The 20937-nt window shown below is 67.2% G+C and carries 16 protein-coding genes; 5 read left to right on the forward strand and 11 right to left on the reverse strand.

Annotated features, from left to right (window positions below; all coding sequences use genetic code 11):
- Nucleotides 1-31: 31 nt before the first annotated feature.
- The 6 genes from pyk to gap form a co-directional block, all read right to left on the reverse strand.
- A complete protein-coding gene (gene pyk, locus AC5P7A_RS13090) occupies nucleotides 32-1498 on the reverse strand; it encodes a pyruvate kinase (protein ID WP_032959168.1) in 1467 nt (488 codons plus the stop codon).
- A 210-nt stretch (nucleotides 1499-1708) separates the two neighbouring features.
- Nucleotides 1709-2362: an HAD hydrolase-like protein gene (locus AC5P7A_RS13095; protein WP_111205442.1), complete on the reverse strand. Its 654-nt coding sequence runs from the start codon at nucleotides 2360-2362 to the stop codon at nucleotides 1709-1711.
- Entirely contained in the window at nucleotides 2359-3534 is a 1176-nt protein-coding gene (locus AC5P7A_RS13100; RefSeq protein ID WP_014648236.1) for a phosphoglycerate kinase, read from the reverse strand. Before AC5P7A_RS13100 ends, AC5P7A_RS13095 begins: the two co-directional genes overlap by 4 nt.
- A gap of 643 nt (nucleotides 3535-4177) precedes the next feature.
- Entirely contained in the window at nucleotides 4178-5554 is a 1377-nt protein-coding gene (locus tag AC5P7A_RS13105; RefSeq protein ID WP_032962132.1) for a DUF3999 domain-containing protein, read from the reverse strand.
- Nucleotides 5551-8229, reverse strand: a complete 2679-nt coding sequence (locus AC5P7A_RS13110; protein WP_495220197.1) for a DUF2339 domain-containing protein — start codon at nucleotides 8227-8229, stop codon at nucleotides 5551-5553. The genes AC5P7A_RS13105 and AC5P7A_RS13110 overlap by 4 nt, the downstream gene beginning before the upstream one ends.
- Before the next feature lie 125 nt (nucleotides 8230-8354).
- Entirely contained in the window at nucleotides 8355-9359 is a 1005-nt protein-coding gene (gap, locus tag AC5P7A_RS13115) for a type I glyceraldehyde-3-phosphate dehydrogenase (protein ID WP_065200483.1), read from the reverse strand.
- 192 nt (nucleotides 9360-9551) lie between these two features.
- Here gap and AC5P7A_RS13120 point away from each other — a divergent pair, with 192 nt between their 5' ends.
- The 3 genes from AC5P7A_RS13120 to AC5P7A_RS13130 all read left to right on the forward strand — a co-directional run bounded on the left by AC5P7A_RS13120 (nucleotide 9552) and on the right by AC5P7A_RS13130 (nucleotide 12373).
- Nucleotides 9552-10181: an OmpW/AlkL family protein gene (locus tag AC5P7A_RS13120; RefSeq protein WP_014648239.1), complete on the forward strand. Its 630-nt coding sequence runs from the start codon at nucleotides 9552-9554 to the stop codon at nucleotides 10179-10181.
- 561 nt (nucleotides 10182-10742) lie between these two features.
- Entirely contained in the window at nucleotides 10743-11561 is an 819-nt protein-coding gene (locus AC5P7A_RS13125) for a S1/P1 nuclease (protein WP_049440438.1), read from the forward strand.
- An 11-nt stretch (nucleotides 11562-11572) separates the two neighbouring features.
- Nucleotides 11573-12373, forward strand: a complete 801-nt coding sequence (locus tag AC5P7A_RS13130) for an MBL fold metallo-hydrolase (RefSeq protein WP_014648241.1) — start codon at nucleotides 11573-11575, stop codon at nucleotides 12371-12373.
- A gap of 53 nt (nucleotides 12374-12426) precedes the next feature.
- Here the strand turns inward: AC5P7A_RS13130 and AC5P7A_RS13135 are convergent, their stop codons facing one another.
- The 3 genes from AC5P7A_RS13135 to AC5P7A_RS13145 are packed head-to-tail and all read right to left on the reverse strand — an operon-like array spanning nucleotide 12427 to nucleotide 14586.
- Nucleotides 12427-12990 (reverse strand): hypothetical protein, encoded by a 564-nt coding sequence (locus tag AC5P7A_RS13135; RefSeq protein WP_014648242.1) that lies wholly within the window; start codon nucleotides 12988-12990, stop codon nucleotides 12427-12429.
- Nucleotides 12987-14228 (reverse strand): M56 family metallopeptidase, encoded by a 1242-nt coding sequence (locus AC5P7A_RS13140; protein WP_111206044.1) that lies wholly within the window; start codon nucleotides 14226-14228, stop codon nucleotides 12987-12989. Before AC5P7A_RS13140 ends, AC5P7A_RS13135 begins: the two co-directional genes overlap by 4 nt.
- A complete protein-coding gene (locus AC5P7A_RS13145; protein ID WP_014648244.1) occupies nucleotides 14221-14586 on the reverse strand; it encodes a BlaI/MecI/CopY family transcriptional regulator in 366 nt (121 codons plus the stop codon). Before AC5P7A_RS13145 ends, AC5P7A_RS13140 begins: the two co-directional genes overlap by 8 nt.
- A 118-nt stretch (nucleotides 14587-14704) precedes the next feature.
- Here AC5P7A_RS13145 and AC5P7A_RS13150 point away from each other — a divergent pair, with 118 nt between their 5' ends.
- Nucleotides 14705-15262 (forward strand): flavin reductase family protein, encoded by a 558-nt coding sequence (locus AC5P7A_RS13150; protein ID WP_014648245.1) that lies wholly within the window; start codon nucleotides 14705-14707, stop codon nucleotides 15260-15262.
- A gap of 33 nt (nucleotides 15263-15295) precedes the next feature.
- Complete coding sequence (locus AC5P7A_RS13155) at nucleotides 15296-17248, forward strand: acetyl-CoA hydrolase/transferase C-terminal domain-containing protein (protein WP_111206043.1); 1953 nt, start codon at nucleotides 15296-15298, stop codon at nucleotides 17246-17248.
- A 125-nt stretch (nucleotides 17249-17373) separates the two neighbouring features.
- Here AC5P7A_RS13155 and tkt read toward each other — a convergent pair whose 3' ends face one another.
- Nucleotides 17374-19371 (reverse strand): transketolase, encoded by a 1998-nt coding sequence (tkt, locus tag AC5P7A_RS13160; protein WP_014648248.1) that lies wholly within the window; start codon nucleotides 19369-19371, stop codon nucleotides 17374-17376.
- 213 nt (nucleotides 19372-19584) lie between these two features.
- Complete coding sequence (locus AC5P7A_RS13165) at nucleotides 19585-20904, reverse strand: dicarboxylate/amino acid:cation symporter (RefSeq protein ID WP_014648249.1); 1320 nt, start codon at nucleotides 20902-20904, stop codon at nucleotides 19585-19587.
- Between the last annotated feature and the right edge of the window lie 33 nt (nucleotides 20905-20937).

The following is a 20937-nucleotide window of genomic DNA, read 5'->3' on the forward strand; positions in this document are numbered from 1 at the left end:
AGATCGGCAGCGCCGACCCGACCGTCAGGGCTTACAGATCGCCCAGGCCGATGGCGCGGCCATCCTCGCCCACTTCCAGCAGGCGCAGGGTGTTGGTGGCACCATGGGTTTCCATGTGCTCGCCGCTGGTGAACACAACGCGGTCACCGGCCTGCAGCAGTTCCGATTCGACCAGCAGGCGGATGCTGCCGCGCGCCGCTTCGCGCGGGGTCAGGCCGCGGCTGTCGAAGTTGATCGGGAACACATCGCGCATCAGCGCCATCTGGCGACGCGCGCCGTCGTGGCGGGTGACCGCGAACACCGGCGCCTTGGCGCGGAAACGCGACAGGTAACGCGCGGTGCCGCCGGATTCGGTCATGGCCACGATCGCGCGCACGCCCACATGCTGCGACAGGAACATGGTGGCCATGGCAATTGCCTGGTCGGCACGTTCCAGGTTGCGCGGCGAGGCGTTGAAATCGGTCTCGGTCTGGAACTGGCGCTCGGCACCCAGGCAGATGCGTGCCATCGCTTCCACCGCCTTGACCGGGTAGGCACCGGCGGCGGTTTCCGCCGACAGCATCACCGCGTCGGTACCGTCGATGACCGAGTTGGCCACGTCCAGCACTTCGGCGCGGGTCGGGATCGGGCTTTCCACCATCGACTGCAGCATCTGCGTGGCGGTGATCACCACCTTGTTCTGCGCCAGCGAGGCCTTGATGATCTTCTTCTGCAGGCCCGGCAGCTCGGCATCGCCGATTTCCACGCCAAGGTCGCCACGGGCAACCATCACCACGTCGCTGGCCTCGACGATTTCTTCCAGGTTCTCGATCGCCTCGGTGCGCTCGATCTTCGACACCAGGGCGGCATCACAGCCGTGCGAGCGGGCGATGTCGCGCGCGTCGTTCATGTCCTGCGCGTTGCGGCAGAACGACACGGCGATGAAGTCCACGCCGATCTTGGCAACGATGCCGATCAGTTCCTTGTCGCGCTCGGTCAGGGCACCCAGCGACAGGCCGCCGCCCTGCTTGTTCAGGCCCTTGCGGTCGGACAACACACCATCGTTGAGCACGGTGTTGACGATGCGCTCGCCCTGCACTTCCACCACCTGCAGCTGCATCAGGCCGTCGTCGAGCAGCAGCACATCACCCGGGCCCACGTCCTGCGGCAGGCCGAGGTAGCTCACGCCCACCTGGCTGGCGTTGCCCGGGCCGGCGTTCTCGCTGGCGATCAGGTCGAAGCGGTCACCCGCCTTCAGCTGCACCTTACCTTCGGCGAAGCGCTCGATGCGGATCTTCGGGCCCGGCAGGTCGGCCAGGATGCCCACTTCCACGCCCACGCGGGCCGACGCGGCGCGCACTTCGGCAGCACGCTTGGCCTGGCCGGACGGATCGCCATGGCTGAAGTTCAGGCGCACCACATTGACGCCGGCGCGGAAAAGATCCTCCAGCACGCCCGGCGGATCAGTGGCCGGACCGAGGGTGGCAAGGATCTTGGTGCGACGCTGACGCTCGAACATGGTGGATGGGCCTCTCCCGTTAAAGAACGGAAATTAGCACATCCTTCACGCCGCATGTATACGGTTACAGCCTTGTGCTGCCTGACTCCGCAGGTCATGCAACGGACATTGTCCGGACATACGCTGGCGCAGGGCATTCCGTAGAGCCGAGCCCATGCCCGGCTGGCCACTCGCCGGAGCAGCCGGGCATCGGCTCGGCGCTACAGGGAGCTAGGCCAGCAGCGTTTCCAGCTGCGCCGGTTCGCGTGCCAGCTGGCCAGCGCCGGCCGCGGTGAGTTCCGCCTCACCGCCAAAGCCCCACAGCACACCCACGCTGCGCAGGCCGTGGTGACGCGCGCCTTCGATGTCCATGCGGCGGTCGCCGATCATCCAGCACTGTGCGGGCTGCACCTGCAGCCGGCGCAGAGCTTCCCCGACCAGCTCCGGCTTGTGGCTGCGCGAGCCATCCAGGGTCGAACCGATGATCTCCTCGAACAGCCCGCCAAACGGCAGGTGTGCAAGGATGCGGCGCGCATGCGGCTCGTTCTTGGCGGTGACCACCGCCAGGCGGTGGCCACGGCCATGCAGCGTGCGCAGCGTGTCTTCCACCTGCGGGTACACCGTGTGTTCGCGCCAGCCTTCGGCGTCGAAGCGCTCACGGTAGTAGCCCACCGCCTGTTCCACCCGTGCCGGTTCGACGAACAGCGGCGCGAAGGTGGTGCGCAGCGACGGACCGATCCAGCCCAGCAGCGTCTCCTGCGGCGGCACCGGATGGTCCATCTTCTGCAGCGCATAGGCGATGCAGGCGGTGATGCCCACCTGCGAATCGATCAGCGTGCCGTCGAGGTCGAAGAACAGGACATCCTTGCTACGGTCGGCACTCATGCGCCGCGCGCGTCGAGCGCGGCGACGGCCGGCAGGGTCTTGCCTTCCAGGAACTCCAGGAACGCACCACCGCCAGTGGAGATATAGCTGACCTGCCCGGCGATATCGAACTTGTCGACCGCCGCCAGGGTGTCGCCACCGCCCGCGATGGAGAATGCCGGCGAGCTGGCGATGGCGCGGGCCAGCGCTTCGGTGCCCTTGCTGAAGGCTTCGAACTCGAACACGCCGACCGGGCCGTTCCAGACCACGGTGCCGGCCTTTCCGATCAGCTGCGCGTACTGCGCAGCGGTCTGCGGGCCAATATCCAGGATCAGGTCGTCCTCGGCGACGGCGTCGACCGCCTTCACTTCGGCAACAGCGTCCGGCATGAACTGCTTGGCGGTGACCACGTCGACCGGCAGCGGGATGTCGGCGCCACGCGCCTTGGCATCGGCCACGATCTTCTTCGCGGTGTCCAGCAGGTCCGGCTCATACAGCGACTTGCCGACCTTGTAGCCGGCGGCAGCGATGAAGGTGTTGGCGATGCCACCACCAACGATCAGCTGGTCGACCTTGCCGACCAGGTTGGCCAGCAGTTCCAGCTTGGTGCTGACCTTGCTACCGGCAACGATGGCCAGCAGCGGCTTGGCCGGTGCGTCCAGCGCCTGCGCCAGCGCGTCCAGCTCGGCCATCAACAGCGGGCCACCGGCCGCGACCGGGGCGAAGCGGATGACGCCATGGGTCGAGGCCTGCGCGCGGTGTGCGGTACCAAAGGCATCCATCACGAACACGTCGCACAGGGCGGCGTACTTCTTCGACAGGGCCTCGTCGTCCTTGCCCTCGCCGACATTCATGCGGCAGTTTTCCAGCAGCACCAGCTGGCCCGGCTGCACGTCGACGCCGTCGACCCAGTCACGCACCAGCGGAACCTCGCGGCCGAGCAGCTCGGACAGGCGCTGGGCGACCGGCGCCAGCGAGTCGGCCTCGCTCCACACGCCTTCCTTCGGGCGCCCCAGGTGCGAGGTGACCATCACTGCCGCGCCCTGCTCCAGCGCGCGCTTGAGCGTCGGCAGCGAAGCGGTGATGCGCTGTTCGGAAGTGATGCGGCCATTCTCGATCGGCACGTTCAGATCCTGGCGGATCAGCACGCGCTTGCCGGAGAGGTCGAGGTCGGTCATGCGGACGATGGACATGGGCAACTCTTTGGCTCAGGGACGGGATGCCGGGCTACGGCAGGCGGCCATTGTATCGGGTGCGGCTGGTGGGAGGGCCGATGCCTGCGGCAGGCAGAGGCGCACGGCAACAGCAACGGCAACAGCCAGAGCCAACGCGCTGGCGCCTTGTGATGCTGTGGGTGGGCCGGGGCGGTGTGGGCTCGCGGGGGACGCCGTGAATCCATCCCTGGAGGCTCGGGCGCGCCATCCATGGCGCTTACGCCCCCGCGAGCCCAGACCCCCCTGGCCTCGACAGGTTCATGAGGCGGAGCGGACGGCGAAAGCAAAGACGGTTTCTGGTGTCGGAGGGCGATGGAAGGTTGAGCCGAGCTGATGCTCGGCTGGGGATCTCGTGGAGAGCAGCCGAGCGTGGGCTCGGCTCTACAAAGAGCGCCCAGCCAAGCAGCTTTTGCTCTTCTTTTTTTTCTTTCCGTGGGTGGACGCACACGGAAACTGTCAGAGGCCGGGCGGGTGGGCTGGGCAGGGGTATCCGCGCCATGGATGGCGCGGCTAAGCCTCCAGGGACGGATTCACGGCGTCCCCTGCCCAGCCCACCCGCTCGGCCCATCCCCGGGATCGCGCTTTGCAGCCACCCACGAGGGGCCGCGCCGTTCGCCGGAACCTACGCCGAAGGCGTCGGCTTCTGCCGAAGCAGGCTGAGCGCCAGGCCACCCACCACCAGCACGCCCAGACCCAGCAGCGCCCACAACAGCCACGACTTCCAGTCATGCTGCGGTTTCAGCGCCGCGTCGCCCGCCAGCGGTTCCGGGCTGCCTTCCAGTCGCGCCAGCGTCGGCTGCCACGACGGATCGTTGCGCTGCCGAAGTTCCTCGATCAACACCCCGATCGGCGCGTCCGTGCGGCGCGCGGTCGCGCTGCCCACCGCCAGTGCGTAGGGCGCCGCACCCTGGCTCAGGAACACCAGCACTTCCGGTTGGTAGCCCAGGCGCAGCGTCGGCGCAGTGGCAGATTCCGCCGGATTCGCCACCAGCTTCCAGTAGCGGTCGCGGTGCACGCCGCCCAGCGGCTGCGCCGCCGACTGCTGGCGCTGGCCCTGCGTGCCCTGTTGCACCTGGTAGGCGATCCACGGCGCGCTGCGGCGCTGCCACTCGGCACTCTCGTCATCACGACTGAACAGCGTCCATTGCACCAGGCTGTTGTCGGTGCTGGCCACATCGGCGCGCGCCACCGGGAACCGGCCATCCATCTCGAAGGTGTATTCGCCCTTGCCCTTCGACGTCGGCTCCAGCGACAGCCATTCCCACGGCAGCGTGGCCGGCGCTGGCGGCAGTTCCGCCAACACGCCGCGCAGGGTCGGCAGCCGCGAGTCGCCCTGCGCCAGGATGCGCAGGTAGCGTGCAGTGCCGTCCACCTGCAGGCGGCGCTGCAGCAGGCGCTTGCCGGCGCGCTGCAGATCCACCAGCGGCACGTCGCGACCCATCGATCGCCAGTGCTGCAGGTCATCACTGGCATCCAGCTGAACCTGCGCCTGCAGCGGCTGGCCGCTGTCGGCCCAGTCCAGCACCAGCGCCGCCAGCGGCTGCTGGTCGAGCATGCTGGCGTCGATCAGCCAGCCGCCCTGCCCGTTCGCCGTCGCCCCGCCACTCACCCGTGCTTCGACCCGGCGCACGCGCCCATCGGTATCACGCTCGGTCAGCAGCTGCAGATCGTTGCGCTGGGCATCGGCCAGCGGCGGCAGCACGAACCACGGCAGTTCACGCTGCACCGGCGGTTGCGCCAGCGGCTGGTCCGGCGCCAGCAGTGCCGACGGCAGCAGCTGGCTGGCTGCATTGAACACCTGCAGGTCGCTGAGGTCGGGGCTCACGGCACGGCGGTAGATCGCCGGCTCCAGCACGATGCGGTAGGCACCGGACTGCGCGCTGGACAATGTGAGCGGCCATTGCTCGGCATACTGCGTGCGGTAATCAGCCGCCTGCACCACGACGGCGGCCAGCATGCCGAACATCGCCGGCAGCAGCGCCCTGCTCCACTTCCTCATTGCTTTTCCTCCACGGTCGGCGCCACGCTCGGCGGAGCCGGTGCCAGATAACCCACGACCGTGCACAGCAGGCCGTAGGCGATGAACGATGCGATGCCCAGCAGGTTGCCCAGGTGCTGGCGATCGACAATAACCAGCTTGGCCAGTACCACGCCCATCAGCACGGCACCGACCATCCACAGCACACGCTGGCCACGACGCGAACCCCACACCCAGGCAATCACGCCCAGCACGCTCCACAACACGGTCAGGCTGGTCTGGGCCAGGCTGAAGCGCATCATCGACGCGTTCCACGCCAGCCCACCCCAATGGTGCACGCCATGCAGCACCAGGCTGGTCAGCGCGACGAAGGCCGCCAGTGCCAGCAGCGGCATGCGGATGTTCAGCAATGCCTGCGGGGCCTGCGAACCCTGATTGCTGTACAGCCAGCGCGCCAGCAGCAACAGGCTCAACCATTGGCCGATCTCGGCCGGATTCAGCACCGGCAGCCACAACAGCGGTGCAGCGTCGCCCGGCAGCAGCTGGCCCAACAGCCAGCCGATCGACAGCAGGCCGAACAGCACGCACTGCAGCGGGACGCGCACGCTGTCGAAGGCCTGTCCCAATGGCCAGCGCAGCGCATTCCAGCGCCACAGCGACAGTGCCGCCATCAGCAGCCATGGCAAGGTCACCAGCAGGGTCGTCCAGCCCTGCGCCAGATCGGCTTCGCCACCGCCCCACAGGGCCAGCAGCGAAAGCAGCGACGGCCACAGCAGCCACCACAGGAACTGCGCGATGCGGGCCACGGTATCGCCGCCCTGGCGCAGGCACAGCAGGGTCCGCACGCCCAGCACCGCGAACACCGCCCAGGCCAGCGCGCCATAACCGGCGAACGGCTGGTGGTGTGCATCGCTCTGCACCAGGGCCAGCGGGAAGCCCAGCGCGAGCATGGCCAGTGCGGTCACGCCCAGTGCACGTGCCGGCTGGCGACGCTGCACTTCGGCCACCAGCCAGGCAGTGACCGCGGCCAGCACCAGCAACGCGTCCACTTCGGTGCGGTACGGGAAGAAGCGCGTGATCTCATGGACCAGGCCGCCCAGCCACCACAGCAGGCCCCACAGGTAGTACACCAGTGCGACCTCATGACGTGGCCTGCGCTGGTAGCTCCACGCCGACGCGAAGCCGGCCAGGGCCAGCAACAGCGCGCCGATGGCGGTCGGGTTGATCAGGAAGCGCAGGTCTTCGTGCCAGTGGTCGCCACCGGCAACGAAGGCGAATGCGGCGCCGATCTGCAGCAACGCGCCGGATACCTGCGGCAGCCAGCGCTTCTGGCGCAGCCCCAACCAGGCCAGGCCTGCACCTTCCAGCGCAAACACGGCACCGGTGGCACGCGCCGACAAGGCCAGCGGCACCGCCAGCGTGGCGAAGCCCACCGCAAGCACGGCATGCGACTGCGCCAGCATGGTGTACGAGGCACGTGCGATCAGCGCCCGTGCCAGTACCGCGTAGATCGCGGCCAGGCCCAGCGCGCATAGTGCCAGCGTCATCGGTTGTTCGTGCAGCATGCCTGCCTGCAACGAGAATGCGACCAGCGGCGCGCCGAACACCAGGCTGCCATCGATCAGATCGCGCCGGCCGGCCGGCTGGCGGCGCGCGTACAGCAGCGGGATCAGCAGGTAGAACACGAAGAACAACAGCAGGAACGGCTCAGTGCTGCTGAACTTGTCCGGTACGTACTGCAGCACGCCCCAGAAGGTGCCGATGCCGAAAGTGAAGGCGAAGCCCAGCAGGTTCAGCGCGCGCCAAGGGCGGAACCAGGCGATGGCGAAAATGCCTGCGTTGAGCACCGCGTAATAGCTGAACAGCCCCACGTGATTGCCGCTGCCGGTGGACAGCCACAGCGGTGCCATGAAGCCGGCCAGGATCCCCAGCACGGCCAGCGTGCGCGAGTTCTGCACCACCGCCAGCACGCACAGCCCGGCCACCAGGGCAATGGAGCTGGCGAAGGCGAAGCCCGGCGGAATCAGGTCGAAGCGCTTGAAGGCCGCGAAGATGGTCAGCAGCAGCACGCCGATGGCACCGCCCTGCAAGGCCAGCGCAAACAGGCGCCGGCGCTCGCGCTGGTGCCAGCCGAAGGCCAGCAGGCCCAGCGCGCCCACGGTGATGCCGGCCAGGCGCAGCTCGATCGGCAACACCAGCCAGCCCTGGTCGCTGACGTACTTCAGCAGCGCCGCGACACCGGCCAGCAGCACCAGCATGCCGATCTTGACCGGCACGTTGCCTTCGGTGAACCAACGCTTGACCGCGCCAATGCCGCGCTCGATGAAGTTGGGCAGTGCCGGCTCGGAAGGCAACGGTGGCTGCACCGGCGCAGGCGGTACTGGCGGTGGCGCAACAGGACGAAGGACGGGCGCTCCGGTGGGCGCTGCCTCGCGCGCCGGCGGCTGCGGGGGCTGCGGTGCAGCAGTGACGACCGGCCGCAGGAACGGTGGATCGGCACTGGCCGAAGGCGTGGCCGCAGGCCGTTCAGCCGCAGGCGCGGTAGCCACCGGCCTGACACTGGCCGGCGCATCGGCCAGCGCGCTTTCCAGCGCAGCGACGCGGCGGCGCAGGCCGGCGATCATCACCAGCGCGACCACCAGCAACAGCGGAATAGCCAGAAGAACCAGTACGACCAGGGCTATCAGTGCTTCCATTGCATGCTTCCAATGCGGTTCCGCGCCCCAGCGGCAGCGGTCGACCGGCCCATGCTACGACAGGGCTGGCCCCATAAACGACGAACCCCGGCCAGGCCGGGGTCCGCGCGCGCTGCTCGCCGGCCTTACTTGGCGGCGACGACCTTGGCCATTTCCAGGCACTTGTTCGAGTAGCCCCACTCGTTGTCGTACCAGGTGACCAGCTTGACGAAGGTGCCATCCAGGGCGATGCCGGCTTCGGCGTCGAACACCGAGGTGCAGGTCTCGCCACGGAAATCGGTGGCCACCACCTTGTCTTCGGTGTAGCCCAGGATGCCCTTCAGCGGGCCTTCGCTCTGTGCCTTCACTTCAGCGCAGATCTCGGCGTAGGTGGCTTCCTTTTCCAGCTCGACGGTCAGGTCGACCACCGACACGTCCGAAGTCGGGACGCGGAAGCTCATGCCGGTCAGCTTCTTGTTCAGTTCCGGGATGACCACGCCGACGGCCTTGGCCGCACCGGTGGACGACGGGATGATGTTCTCCAGGATGCCACGACCGCCGCGCCAGTCCTTGTTGGACGGGCCGTCAACGGTCTTCTGGGTGGCGGTCGCCGCGTGCACGGTGGTCATCAGGCCGCGCTTGATGCCCCACTTGTCATTGATGACCTTGGCCAGCGGGGCCAGGCAGTTGGTGGTGCACGACGCGTTGGAGATGATCGCCTGGCCGGCGTAGGTCTTGTCGTTCACGCCGTAGACGAACATCGGGGTGTCGTCCTTCGACGGCGCCGACATGATGACCTTCTTCGCGCCCGCATCGATGTGCTTCTGCGCGGTTTCCTTGGTCAGGAACAGGCCGGTGGACTCGATCACCACGTCCACGTCCACTTCGTTCCACTTCAGGTTGGCCGGATCGCGCTCCTGGGTGAGGCGGATCTTCTTGCCGTTGACCAGCAGGTCGTTGCCCTGCACCGCCACGTCGGCCTTGAAGCGGCCGTGCACGGAGTCGTACTTGAGCATGTACGCCAGGTAGTCCGGCTCCAGCAGATCGTTGATGGCCACGATTTCGATGTCGTCGCCGAAGTTCAGCACCGCCGAGCGCAGGACGTTACGCCCGATGCGACCGAAACCGTTGATACCAACCTTGATTGCCATTTCTCAAGCTCCTGCGGCCGCGACAGGTGCGGCGGGATGGATAGGGCCCACAAGTCTAGCAAACCGCCGCTGGCCACCGTGGGCCAGCCGGGACCGCCGGCCGGCCCACGGACAGGATTTGATCCGGATCAAAGCGTTAGCGCGGCGTGAGGCCGAGACTGTCGCCATCCACCCAGCAACGAGAACACCCCCATGCGCAAGACCTCCCCCCTGATCGTGGCCAGCCTGGCCGCCGCCCTGTCGCTCGCCGCCGCCCCGGCCATGGCCCAGTCCAAGGGCGACTGGACCGTCTCGGCCGGCGTGCACCAGGTGGCGCCGAAGTCGAACAACGGCTGGCTGGCCGGCGGCACCCTGAAGGTCGACGTCGACAATGACGTCAAGCCGACCATCACCGGCGAGTACTTCATCGCCGACAACCTGGGCATCGAAGTGCTGGCCGCGCTGCCGTTCAAGCACGACATCAACATCAACGGCCTGGGCCGCGTCGGCAGCACCAAGCAGCTGCCGCCGGTGGTCACCCTGCAGTACCACTTCAACAGCAAGGGCAAGGTGTCGCCGTTCGTCGGCGCCGGCCTGAACTACACCACCTTCTTCAGCGAAGACACTACGGGTGCGCTGGCCGGCAGCAAGCTGAAGCTGCAGGATTCGTGGGGCCTGGCCGCACACGCCGGCGTGGACTTTGCGATCGGCGAGAAGGGCGCCCTGCGCGTGGACATGCGCTGGATCGACATCGACAGCAAGGTGAAGTTGAACGGCGAGAAGATCGGCACGGTCAACATCGATCCGCTGGTCTACGGCGCTTCGTACGTCTTCAAGTTCTAAAGCGGTGTATTGGGCGCGGGGGCTTCGCCCCCGCTCCCCCGCTACACGCAAAGCCCTCGCAGCATGTTGCCCCGGTAATTGCCGGGGCTTTTTTGTGCCTGGGACTGAAGCGGTTCCGGAGCTGGGGCAAGGCAGGGAGCGGAGCCGGGACACGCCGTAAACCCATCCCTGGGGGCTCGATGGCGCCATCCATGGCGCCAACGGTCCCGGCTCCGCTCCCCGCCTTGCCCCTTCCCATCACCGCGTGCGTACCAGCTCAAGCAAAGGCAAGAGCAGAACCCGTGCATCCGAGGCGCAGTGATTGCCTGTAATTGCAGGAGGCCGATTTTGATCCTGCATTTGTTTTTGATGTTGCATTTGACGTTTGCATCCGCCTCCGCGGCCATGTTTGGAGGGGAGCGCAGAGGGAGGGGCGGCGGGACCGTTGGCGGCATGGATGGCGCCATCGAGCCTCCTCCAAGGACGGATTTACGGCGTGTCCCGCCGCCCCTCCCTCTACGCTTCCACTTCGGAACAGGAACGCGCCGCTCTTCAATCCACCTACCCCGCTAGAATGGGCGCATGAAAGCCCTGCACTCCCTGTTCCTCGCCGCCGCCCTGGCGCCGGCCCTGCTGTCCGTCTCCGCCCCTGCCCATGCCTGGGGCGCGCAAGGCCACCGCCTTGTCGCCGAAGTCGCCGACGCCCGCCTCACCCCCGCCGCCCGCGCCGAAGTGGACCGCCTGCTGGCCACCGAACCGGACGCCACCCTGGCCAGCATCGCGCCCTGGGCCGACCAGCTGCGCGCCAAGGACCCGGGCCTGGGCCGTCGCTCGGCCGGCTGGCACTACGTCAACATTGCCGAAGACGACTGCCACTACGAAGCACCGAAGCACTGCAGGAACGGCAACTGCATCGTCGAAGCCCTCAAGGCGCAGAGCGCCATTCTGGGCGACCGCAGCCTGACTGACGGCGAGCGCCTGCAGGCGCTGAAGTTCGTCGTGCACCTGGTCGGCGACATCCACCAGCCGATGCACGCCGGCTACGCCCACGACAAGGGCGGCAATGATTTCCAGCTGCAGTTCGGCAACCGCGGTACCAACCTGCACTCGCTGTGGGACAGCGGCATGCTCAACACCCGCAAGCTGGACGATGCCGGCTACCTGCCGGTGCTGCAGAGCCAGCGCGCACCGAAGCTGGCGCGCCAGTCCAACCCGCAGCGCGACCCGCAGGTCTGGGCCGAGGCCAGCTGCCGCATCTCCATGCAAGCTGGCGTTTATCCGGCCTCGCGTAAAATCGGTGACGAGTACACCGAGCGCTACCGGCCGCTGGCCGAAGCGCAGCTGCGGCTGGCCGGTGAAAACCTGGCGCAGTTGCTGAACCGCGTGCTCGGCACGCGCTGAGGAGAGCTCCAATGCCGGTCCAGGTGCAGTCGTTCTTCCACCGTGACAGCAACACCTTCAGCTACCTGGTCAGCGACCCGGCCAGCGGCGAGGCGGCGCTGATCGATCCGGTCCTGGACTACGACCCGGACACCGACGCCAGCAGCGAATCACCGCTGCGCGCGGCATTACAGGCCATCGAACAACAGGGCCTGCAGCTGCGCTGGCTGCTGGAGACCCATGCCCACGCCGACCATGTGTCGGCCGGGCGCCGGCTCAAGCAGCGCTTTCCGCAGGCCACGCTGGCCATCGGTGAAGGCATCCGTGCGGTGCAGGCGACGTTTGCGCCACGCTATGGCCTGCAGCTTCCGGGCGCCGATGAAATCTTCGACCACCTGTTCAGTGACGGCGAGACCTTCACTTTGGGCGAACTGCGCTGCCAGGTGATCGCCGTGCCTGGCCACACCAGCGACAGCATCGCCTACCTGATCGACGATGCGCTGTTCACTGGCGACTCGCTGTTCATGCCCGACGGCGGCACTGCCCGCTGCGACTTCCCCGGCGGTGATGCCGCACAGCTGTACCGCTCGATCCAGCGCCTGCTGGCCCTGCCGGATGCCACCCGCGTGTTCGTCTGCCACGACTACGGCCCGGGCGGCCGCGACTTCGCCAACGAAACTACCATCGGTGAACAGCGCGCGCACAACATCCACGTGCACGACGGCGTGGCCGAGGCGGAGTTCGTCAGCGTGCGCCAGGCCCGCGATGCGACGTTGGAAGAACCGAAGCTGATGCAGCCTGCGGTAAAGGCCAATATCCAAGGCGGGGCCTGACATACGCCGGGCAGAGCCCGGCGCCATCGGTTTCCATCGCGGACCGCCAGTGTTCATTTTCCCTGCATCCGCACCACGTGCTGGCCCTTCACGATCTCGAACGTGAAGGCGTACTGCAGGGTGACCGCTACCGGCTCGACGCGCTCGGCGCCCCGGCAGTCACCGCGGTCGGCAGGCACCTTGCCCGCCGCGAAGTGGCAGACCGCTGCGGACGAGTACTTCCACATCGCTACGGCTTCCTGGGCAGCCTGCAGCAGGGGCGCATTCTCGCCCGCAGCACCTGCCGCGCACTCCGGACGATCGGTCAATGGCAGGCTTCGCTCCACGGCGCCATTGGCATCAACCACCACCTGCAGGCAGATCGTGGTCGGCGCCAGTTCCGCGCGCGGGTCACGATCGCCAACCTCCGGGTCCGGTGCCGCGTACAGCTGGGGCATCCGGTAGCCTTCGGTCGCACCCAGCGAATACACCTGCGACTGTCCACCGCCGCTGCCCGCCTGCGGCTGCAGGCGCTGGTGGCCGACATTTTCGCTGCGGGTATCCACCGTGGTCAGGCGGTCCTGGCTCGCACACCCGACCAGCAGCGCTGCCGCCATGATCAGCGCAGCGGACTTCATTGGGTGTCCTCGGTGTTGTCCATGGCGAACGTGATCGGAATCTTCACCGCCGCTGCAACCGGCTTACCGTTCTTCATCGCCGGCCGATAGGTCCAGCTGCGTGCCGCAGCGATCGACACCGCATCGAACACGCCCGGATTGGTGGCACTGAGCACGCGGACATCGCTGGGACGCCCCTGCGCATCCACCTCCACGCGCAGGTTCACCACACCTACCTGGCGCTGCTCGAACGCGGATTTTGGATAGGACGGCGGTGGCATCCTGTCGATCTGGATCGGACGGTCCAGCCCAGCCTTGGCCGCATCTTCTTCAGCGTGCTCGAACGGCTCGACACCGATCCCCGGGCTCCCAACCGCGCCGCCCTGGCTGGCCCATGCCACCGCGCCCATGCCCACACACAACCCGACCACCAGCACCTGCCCGGACACCCACGGCAATGCCTTCCGCTTGGACTGCTTCAACATGGCGATACGCTCCTTCAACACGGGTTGGCTGCGCCAATGGCAGACCGCTGGCGCAACCGGGTGGACCAGCTGCGCCTTCAGCAGCGTGCTGGCGTAGAGGCCGCGCAGCGCCGGCTGCGGGGCCATGGTGCGGGCATCGCAGGCCAGTTCCTGGTCGCGCAGGAAGCGGCCCGCAGCCCACGGCAGAAGCGGGTGGAACCAGAACACCGCGCGCACCAGCAGCAGCGCACCGTTGGCCCAGTGATCGCCATGACGGTGATGGCTGCGCTCGTGCTGCAGGATCAAGCTCTGTTCCTGTGCGGTGAACTGCAGGTCGAAGTCGGGACCAACCACGATGCGTGGGCGCCACAGGCCAACCAGCGCGGGCAAGCCGGGATCGCCGCTGGCCTGCCAGCTGCCATCGGTGCGCGGCGTCAGTGGGCCCATGCTCCGTTCGAAACGATGTTGTGCGTGCAGGTCGCGCAACAGGCGGATGCCCGCGCCCAATGCCCACAGCGCGAACAACAGCCCGGCCCATGGCAGCGAGGGCCCGCTCAGGGCATCGAGGGCACCGGGCATCACTTTCAGCGGCAGCGTGGGTACCTGCTGCAACACCGCAACCTGTGGCAATGGCAGCGTCAGGGCCACCAGCAGCAGCGGCAGCAGCCACCAGCTGCGGTAGGCCAGCCCAGCGCCCCCCAACCGCACCAGCAGCGGTCGCAGCACCGCCAGCAGGGCCACACCCACGGCCAGCCACAAGCTGGCCCGCCACAGTCCGTCGAGCAGCTCAGTCATGGTCCAGCTCCTGGATCAGCTTCTTCAGTTCGGCGATGTCCTGCGCGCTCAGCTGGCCGCGTTCGCTGAAGTGCGCGACCAGCGGCGCCACGCGCCCTTCGAAGACACGGCCGATGAAGTCCTGGCTCTGCGCCTCCACCCACGCCTGTCGCTGCAGCAGCGGCCGGTACAGGTAACGCCGTCCATCGCGCTCGGCAGTGATCGCGCCCTTGGTCAGCAGGCGGTTGAGCAGGGTCTTGATGGTCGGCTCGGCCCAGTCGCGATGGGCCAGCGCGGCCACCACGTCATCGGCACTACGCGGTGCCTGCTGCCACAGCACCTCCATCACGACGGCTTCGGCTTCGCTGATCGGGGTCATGGTTTACATCCGTAATCGACAAATTGATTACGCGCGTAATCGAACTGCCTGTCAAGCCCCTCGACTCCGGGTTCATCCCGGCTGCGCCAGCATCGGTTCCTCCCGCCCCTGGCCCCGGATGAAAGCACTGCCGAAGAAGGATTTCCCGGTCGAGCAGGCCCGCCGCTTCCTCGAACCCGGCCCGATCGTGCTGGTCAGCACGGCATGGCGCGGCCAGCGCAACCTGATGACGATGGGCTGGCACATGGTCATGGGCTTCTCGCCTTCACTGGTCGCCACCTACCTGTGGGACGCAAACCACAGCCACGCGTTGGCGCGCGGCAGCGGCGAGTGCGTGATCAACGTGCCCGGGGTGGAGCTGCTCGATACCGTGGTGGACATCGGCAACTGCAGCGGCCGCGAGGTCGACAAGTTCGCCCGTTTCGGGCTCGACGCACTGCCCGCGCGTGAGGTCGGCGCGCCACTGGTCGGCCAATGCCATTCGTGCTTCGAATGCCGCCTGTACGACGACAGCCAGGTGGCAGCGAGCAATCTGTTCATCTGGGAAATCGTGCACGCCCATGTTGCGCCCCGGCCGAAACTGCCGCGCACGGTGCATTACCGCGGCGATGGGCAGTTCATGGTGGCCGGCGCGGAAGTCTCGCGTCGACGGCGGTTCAAGCCCGACATGCTGTAATGCCCGCACTCCCCCGACGCAGGACCGCCGCGCATGACCGAACACCTCACCGACCTGGACGCCGCCGTCGACTGGTTGTTTGCGCGCGTGGACGGGCCGCTGCGGATCGGGGCACCGCTGGCACTGGGCAAGCCGCATCGGCTGCTCAATGCCCTCTACGCGCGCGTCGAGCACGATCCGTCGCGGCCGCTGCAGCTGTATACCGCGCTGTCGCTGAATCCGCCGAAGGCGCGGGGCAACGGCCTGGAAGCCCGCTTCCTGGCACCGTTCGCGCAGCGCCATTTCGGCGACGACTTCCCGCGCCTGGCCTATGCCGATGCGATCGCGCGCGACGCGTTGCCTGCACATGTGCAGGTGGAAGAGTTCTACATGCAGTCCGGCGCCCTGCTCGGGTCGCGCCAGGCGCAGTCCAGCTATACCAGCCTGAACTACACCCACGCCGCCGATGCGGTGGCGCAGCGCGCGCCACAGGTGATCGTGCAGAAAGTGGCGATGCGCCCGAACGACCGCCGGCTTTCCCTGTCGTGCAACAACGACATCACCCAGGACACGCTGGACGCGATGACCGCACGTGGCCTGCCGCGTCCGCTGCTGATTGCCGAGATCGATCCCCAGTTGCCCTACCTGGGCGGCTCGGCCACGGTCGATGTCTCGTTCTTCGATCTGGTGATCACCCCACCGCCGCCGTACCCGGCGCTGTTCGGGCTGCCGCGGCAGCCGGTCGGCGATGCCGACTACGCCATCGGCCTGTACGCCAGCACGCTGGTGCGCGATGGCGGCACGCTGCAGATCGGCATCGGTACGCTGGCCGACGCGCTCAGCCATGCGCTGGTGCTGCGCCACACCGACAACGCGCGCTACCGCCGCGTGCTGCACGCGCTGGATCCGCAGCTGGCCAGCCACCCGCTGGTGCAGGAGATCGGCGGCGTGGACCCGTTCGAAGTGGGTCTGTACGGCTGCAGCGAGATGCTCAACGAGGGCTTCCGCAGGCTGGTGCAGACCGGGGTGATCAAGCGCAAGGTACACGATGACCTGGCGCTGATGCAGCGCATCGAGAACGGCAGCACGCTGTCGATCGACCACGCCACACTGGCGGCCGAAGGTGAGTACCTGCACGGCGCGTTCTACCTGGGCTCGCCGGAATTCTACGAGTGGCTGCGCACGCTGCCAGAGGACGAGTGCCGTGCGATCGGCATGCGCCGCATCAGCGAGATCAACCAGCTGTACGGCGGCAACGAAACGCTGGAACGCCTGCAGCGCCGCCATGCGCGCTTCTTCAACTCCTGCATGATGGCCACCGCGCTGGGCGCGGCGGTGTCCGACGCGCTGGACGATGGACGCGTGGTATCCGGTGTGGGCGGCCAGTACAACTTCGTGGCGATGGCACATGCCCTGCCGGAAGCCCGCAGCGTGCTGATGTTCCGCGCCGCGCGCGATGACAAGGGCCGACGTGAATCCAACGTGCGCTGGAACTACGGGCACACCACCATTCCGCGCCACCTGCGCGACATCTACCTCAACGAATACGGCATTGCCGACCTGCGCGGACTGACCGACGAGGACTGCGTGCATGCGATGACCGCAATCACCGAGGCCCCGTTCCAGGGCGGCCTGCTGCAGCAGGCGCACGCCTCGCGCAAACTGCTGGCGGTCGCGCAACCGGATCCGCAGCGGCAGCAGCGCAATACGCCGCAGGCGCTGACAGCGGCGCTGGCCCCGTTCCGCGCCGATGGCAGCCTGCCGGACTATCCGCTGGGCAGTGACTTCAACGAGATCGAGCAGGTGCTGGTGAAAGCGCTGGCGTGGCTGAAGGCCAATACGCAGACCCGCGGCGACAAGCTGCGTACCGTCTGGGCAGCACTACGGCAACCGGCCGGCGACGGCGATGCGGTGTACCTGCAGCGCATGGGCCTGCAGGCACCGAAGGATTTCGCCGAACGCCTGGACGCGCGCCTGCTGCGGCTGGCACTGGCGCGCACCGCCTGAGAAAAGGGGACGGAGGGGATTAAGTCGTTTGTGCACAAACGACTTAATCCCCTCCGTCCCCTTTTTCCTGCGGCAAAGAAAAGGCCGGCTTGCGCCGGCCTTTCCTCATTACGTCGCGATGCTGCTTACAGCGCCTTGGCGGCTTCCACCACGTGCGCGGTGGTGATGCCGAAGTGCTTGTACAGCTGGTCGGCCGGGGCGGAGGCACCGAAGGTGTCGATACCGATCACGGCACCGTCCAGGCCGACGAACTGGCGCCAGAAACCGGTGACGCCGGCTTCCACGGCCACGCGCTTGCGCACGGCGTTCGGCAGCACCGATTCACGGTAGGCCGCATCCTGGCGCAGGAACACGTCGGTGGACGGCATCGAGACCACGCGGGTCTTGAGACCAGCCGCATCCAGCTGGGCCTTGGCTTCGGTGGCCAGCGAGACTTCCGAACCGGTGGCGATCAGGATCACATCCGGGGTACCGGCGGCATCGGCCAGCACGTAACCGCCGCGCTCGATCTGCGCGATCTGCTCGGCGCTGCGCGGCTGGTGCGGCAGGTTCTGGCGGCTGAACACCAGGCAGCTCGGGCCGTCCTGGCGGGTGATCGCGGCCTTCCAGCTCACCGCCGACTCGACCGCATCGCACGGACGCCACACGTCGTTGTTCGGGATGTAGCGCAGCGAGGCCAGGTGCTCCACCGGCTGGTGGGTCGGGCCGTCTTCGCCCAGGCCGATCGAGTCGTGGGTGTAGACGTGGATGGCGTGCGCCGGGATCAGCGCGCTCATGCGCACGCCGTTGCGGGCGTAGTCGCTGAACACCAGGAAGGTGGCGTCGAACGGAATGAAGCCACCGTGCAGGGCCAGGCCGTTGGCAATGGCGGTCATGCCGAACTCGCGCACGCCGTAATACACGTAGTTGGCGTTGGCGTCGTCGCTGGCAACCGATTTGCTGCCCTTCCACAGGGTCAGGTTGGAGTGCGCCAGGTCGGCCGAACCGCCGACGATTTCCGGCAGCAGCGGGGCATAGGCTTCGATGGCCAGCTGCGACGCCTTGCGCGAGGCGATCGTCGGGCCTTCCGCGGCCACCTGGGCGATGTACGCATCGGCCTTGGCAACGAAGTCGGCCGGCAGTTCGCCATGCGAGCGGCGGGTCAGTTCGGCTGCTTCAGCCGGGTACTGGCTGGCGTACTTGTCGAACAGCTGTTCCCACTCGGCCTGACGCAGGGTGCCGGCGCCATTGGCGCGCCAGCCGTCGTAGATCGCCTGCGGGATCTCGAACGGACCGTATTCCCAGCCCAGCTGCTTGCGGGTGGCTTCCAGCTCGTCCTTGCCCAGCGGTGCGCCGTGGCTGGATTCCTTGCCCGCCTTGTTCGGCGAACCAAACCCGATGGTGGTGCGGCAGCAGATCAGGGTCGGCTTGTCGCTCTGCGACAGCGCGGCCTCGATGCCGGCCTTGATGCTGTCCGGGTCATGGCCATCGACGTCGCGGACCACGTTCCAGCCATAGGCCTCGAAACGCTCCGGGGTGTTGTCGGTGAACCAGCCCTCGACGTTGCCGTCGATGGAGATGTGGTTGTTGTCCCAGAAGCAGACCAGCTTGTGCAGGCCCCAGGTGCCGGCCAGCGAAGCGGCTTCATGCGACACGCCTTCCATCAGGCAGCCATCGCCCATGAACACCCAGGTGCGGTGGTCGACCACTTCCAGCTCCGGACGGTTGAAGCGCTGTGCCAGCAGCTTCTCGGCCAGGGCGAAGCCCACGGCATTGGCGAAACCCTGGCCCAGCGGGCCGGTGGTGGTCTCCACGCCCGGGGTCTCGTGGCGTTCCGGGTGACCGGCGGTGTGGCTGCCCAGCTGGCGGAACAGCTTCAGCTGCTCGATCGGCAGGTCGTAGCCGCTCAGGTGCAGCAGCGCGTACTGCAGCATCGAACCGTGGCCGTTGGACAGCACGAAACGGTCGCGGTTGAACCAGTGCGGGTTGCTCGGGTTATGGCGGAGGTAGTCGTTCCAGAGGACTTCGGCGATGTCGGCCATGCCCATGGGCATGCCGGGGTGGCCGGACTTTGCGGTTTCAACCGCATCGGCGGCAAGGAAGCGGATGGCGTTGGCCAACTGGCGACGGGTAGGCTGCGTCATGGTTCTGTCGGAATCGGGAGGCGGCCGCGGACGTGCGGGCGGCCTATTGTCCCATAGTCGCCGGGCGGGGGGTCAGTTCACCTTGCCCGGTCGTGCCGGCCGCTGGCCGGCACGTCATGATCTCCGCCGGATTCCGCATGTGAAAGGGGTCGGAGCCCTTTCCCTGCGGAAAGGAATCCGACCCCGATCAGGTCGCCAGCAGTGGCGTTGGACTCAGTCCTGCTGCGGACCCAGGGCCGGGCCATCGTGCGACTCGCCCTTGGCCACCAGCGTGGTCAGGGCCAGGTCGCCGGTCACGTTCAGCGCGGTACGGCACATGTCCAGGAAGTGATTCACGCCCAGGATCAGGCCGATGCCCAGCGGATTCACACCGACCATCGCGCAGATCATCGCCACCACCGGCAGCGATCCCGACGGCACGCCGGCGGTACCGATGCCACCGAGGATGCAGACCGCCATCACCATGATCTGCTGGCCGATGCTCAGGTCAACGCCGAAGAACTGGGCCAGGAAGATCACCGTCACGCCCTCGAACAGCGCGGTGCCGTTCTGGTTGGCGGTGGCACCCACGGTCAGCACGAAGCGCGACACGCGCTGCGGCAGGCCCATCTGGTCGGCCACGCGCAGCGCGGTCGGCAGGGTGGCATTGCTGGAGGCGGTGGAGAACGCCATCACCGTTGCTTCCTGGGTATCGCGGAAGAACGACAGCGGCGAGCGGCCGGACAGCCACACCGCGGTACCGTAGGTCACGATCATGTGCAGGCCCAGCGCCAGCACCACCACGCCCACATAGGCACCCAGGCGGATGATCAGCTCGAAGCCGAACAGCGCGGCCAGGTTGAACATGAAGCAGGCCACCGCATAAGGGGCCAGGCGGATGACCAGGTTGATCAGGGTCATCGAGATTTCGAACACGCCTTCGATGGCGCGGCGCAGCGGGGCAACCTTTTCATTGTCGGTCAGCACCATGCCGATGCCGAACATCAGCGCGAAGAACATCAGCGACAGGATCGCGCCGTTGTCCGACGCGGCCTGCAGCACGTTGCTCGGCACGATCGACAGCAGCATGTCCATGCCCTTCGGCGTGCCGTGGATGCCAGCGACGATTTCCTTGCTGCGCTCGGCGTTCTCCGAGAGCATCAGTGCCGCAGTCTGCGGATCGACGCCCGCGCCCGGCTTGAGCAGGTTGACCAGCACCAGGCCGATGCCCACCGCGATGCCGGACAGCAGCACGGTGTAGGCCAGGGTCTTCCAGCCGATGCGGCCGAGGGCGCGGATGTCGCCCATCTCCGACACGCCCATGATCAGCGCCGAGAAGATCAGCGGCACGATCAGCATGAAGATCAGGTTGAGGAACAGGCCCGACGCCGGGGTGGTGACGTAGTCCATTACCCACTTGGCACCAGCCTGCAGACCATCGACGCTGCCGCCCAGGGCGTGCACGATCAGTCCCAGGACCAGGCCGATCGCAAAGCCGATGCCCATCTTCCAATGCAGGGGCAACTTCTTCTTGTCGGCAGCAGCTGCTGTCATACGCGGGTTTCCTCGAAAAATGAATGCACTCTA

The sequence above is a fragment of the Stenotrophomonas sp. YJH_SMC_65 genome (genome assembly GCF_059369475.1).

Coding starts and splice junctions, on each gene's coding strand:
- pyk (WP_032959168.1), bottom strand. CDS start 1,498: ATGTTCGAGCGTCAGCGTCGCACCAAGATCCTTGCCACCCTCGGTCCG.
- AC5P7A_RS13095 (WP_111205442.1), bottom strand. CDS start 2,362: ATGAGTGCCGACCGTAGCAAGGATGTCCTGTTCTTCGACCTCGACGGC.
- AC5P7A_RS13100 (WP_014648236.1), bottom strand. CDS start 3,534: ATGTCCATCGTCCGCATGACCGACCTCGACCTCTCCGGCAAGCGCGTG.
- AC5P7A_RS13105 (WP_032962132.1), bottom strand. CDS start 5,554: ATGAGGAAGTGGAGCAGGGCGCTGCTGCCGGCGATGTTCGGCATGCTG.
- AC5P7A_RS13110 (WP_495220197.1), bottom strand. CDS start 8,229: ATGGAAGCACTGATAGCCCTGGTCGTACTGGTTCTTCTGGCTATTCCG.
- gap (WP_065200483.1), bottom strand. CDS start 9,359: ATGGCAATCAAGGTTGGTATCAACGGTTTCGGTCGCATCGGGCGTAAC.
- AC5P7A_RS13120 (WP_014648239.1), top strand. CDS start 9,552: ATGCGCAAGACCTCCCCCCTGATCGTGGCCAGCCTGGCCGCCGCCCTG.
- AC5P7A_RS13125 (WP_049440438.1), top strand. CDS start 10,743: ATGAAAGCCCTGCACTCCCTGTTCCTCGCCGCCGCCCTGGCGCCGGCC.
- AC5P7A_RS13130 (WP_014648241.1), top strand. CDS start 11,573: ATGCCGGTCCAGGTGCAGTCGTTCTTCCACCGTGACAGCAACACCTTC.
- AC5P7A_RS13135 (WP_014648242.1), bottom strand. CDS start 12,990: ATGAAGTCCGCTGCGCTGATCATGGCGGCAGCGCTGCTGGTCGGGTGT.
- AC5P7A_RS13140 (WP_111206044.1), bottom strand. CDS start 14,228: ATGACTGAGCTGCTCGACGGACTGTGGCGGGCCAGCTTGTGGCTGGCC.
- AC5P7A_RS13145 (WP_014648244.1), bottom strand. CDS start 14,586: ATGACCCCGATCAGCGAAGCCGAAGCCGTCGTGATGGAGGTGCTGTGG.
- AC5P7A_RS13150 (WP_014648245.1), top strand. CDS start 14,705: ATGAAAGCACTGCCGAAGAAGGATTTCCCGGTCGAGCAGGCCCGCCGC.
- AC5P7A_RS13155 (WP_111206043.1), top strand. CDS start 15,296: ATGACCGAACACCTCACCGACCTGGACGCCGCCGTCGACTGGTTGTTT.
- tkt (WP_014648248.1), bottom strand. CDS start 19,371: ATGACGCAGCCTACCCGTCGCCAGTTGGCCAACGCCATCCGCTTCCTT.
- AC5P7A_RS13165 (WP_014648249.1), bottom strand. CDS start 20,904: ATGACAGCAGCTGCTGCCGACAAGAAGAAGTTGCCCCTGCATTGGAAG.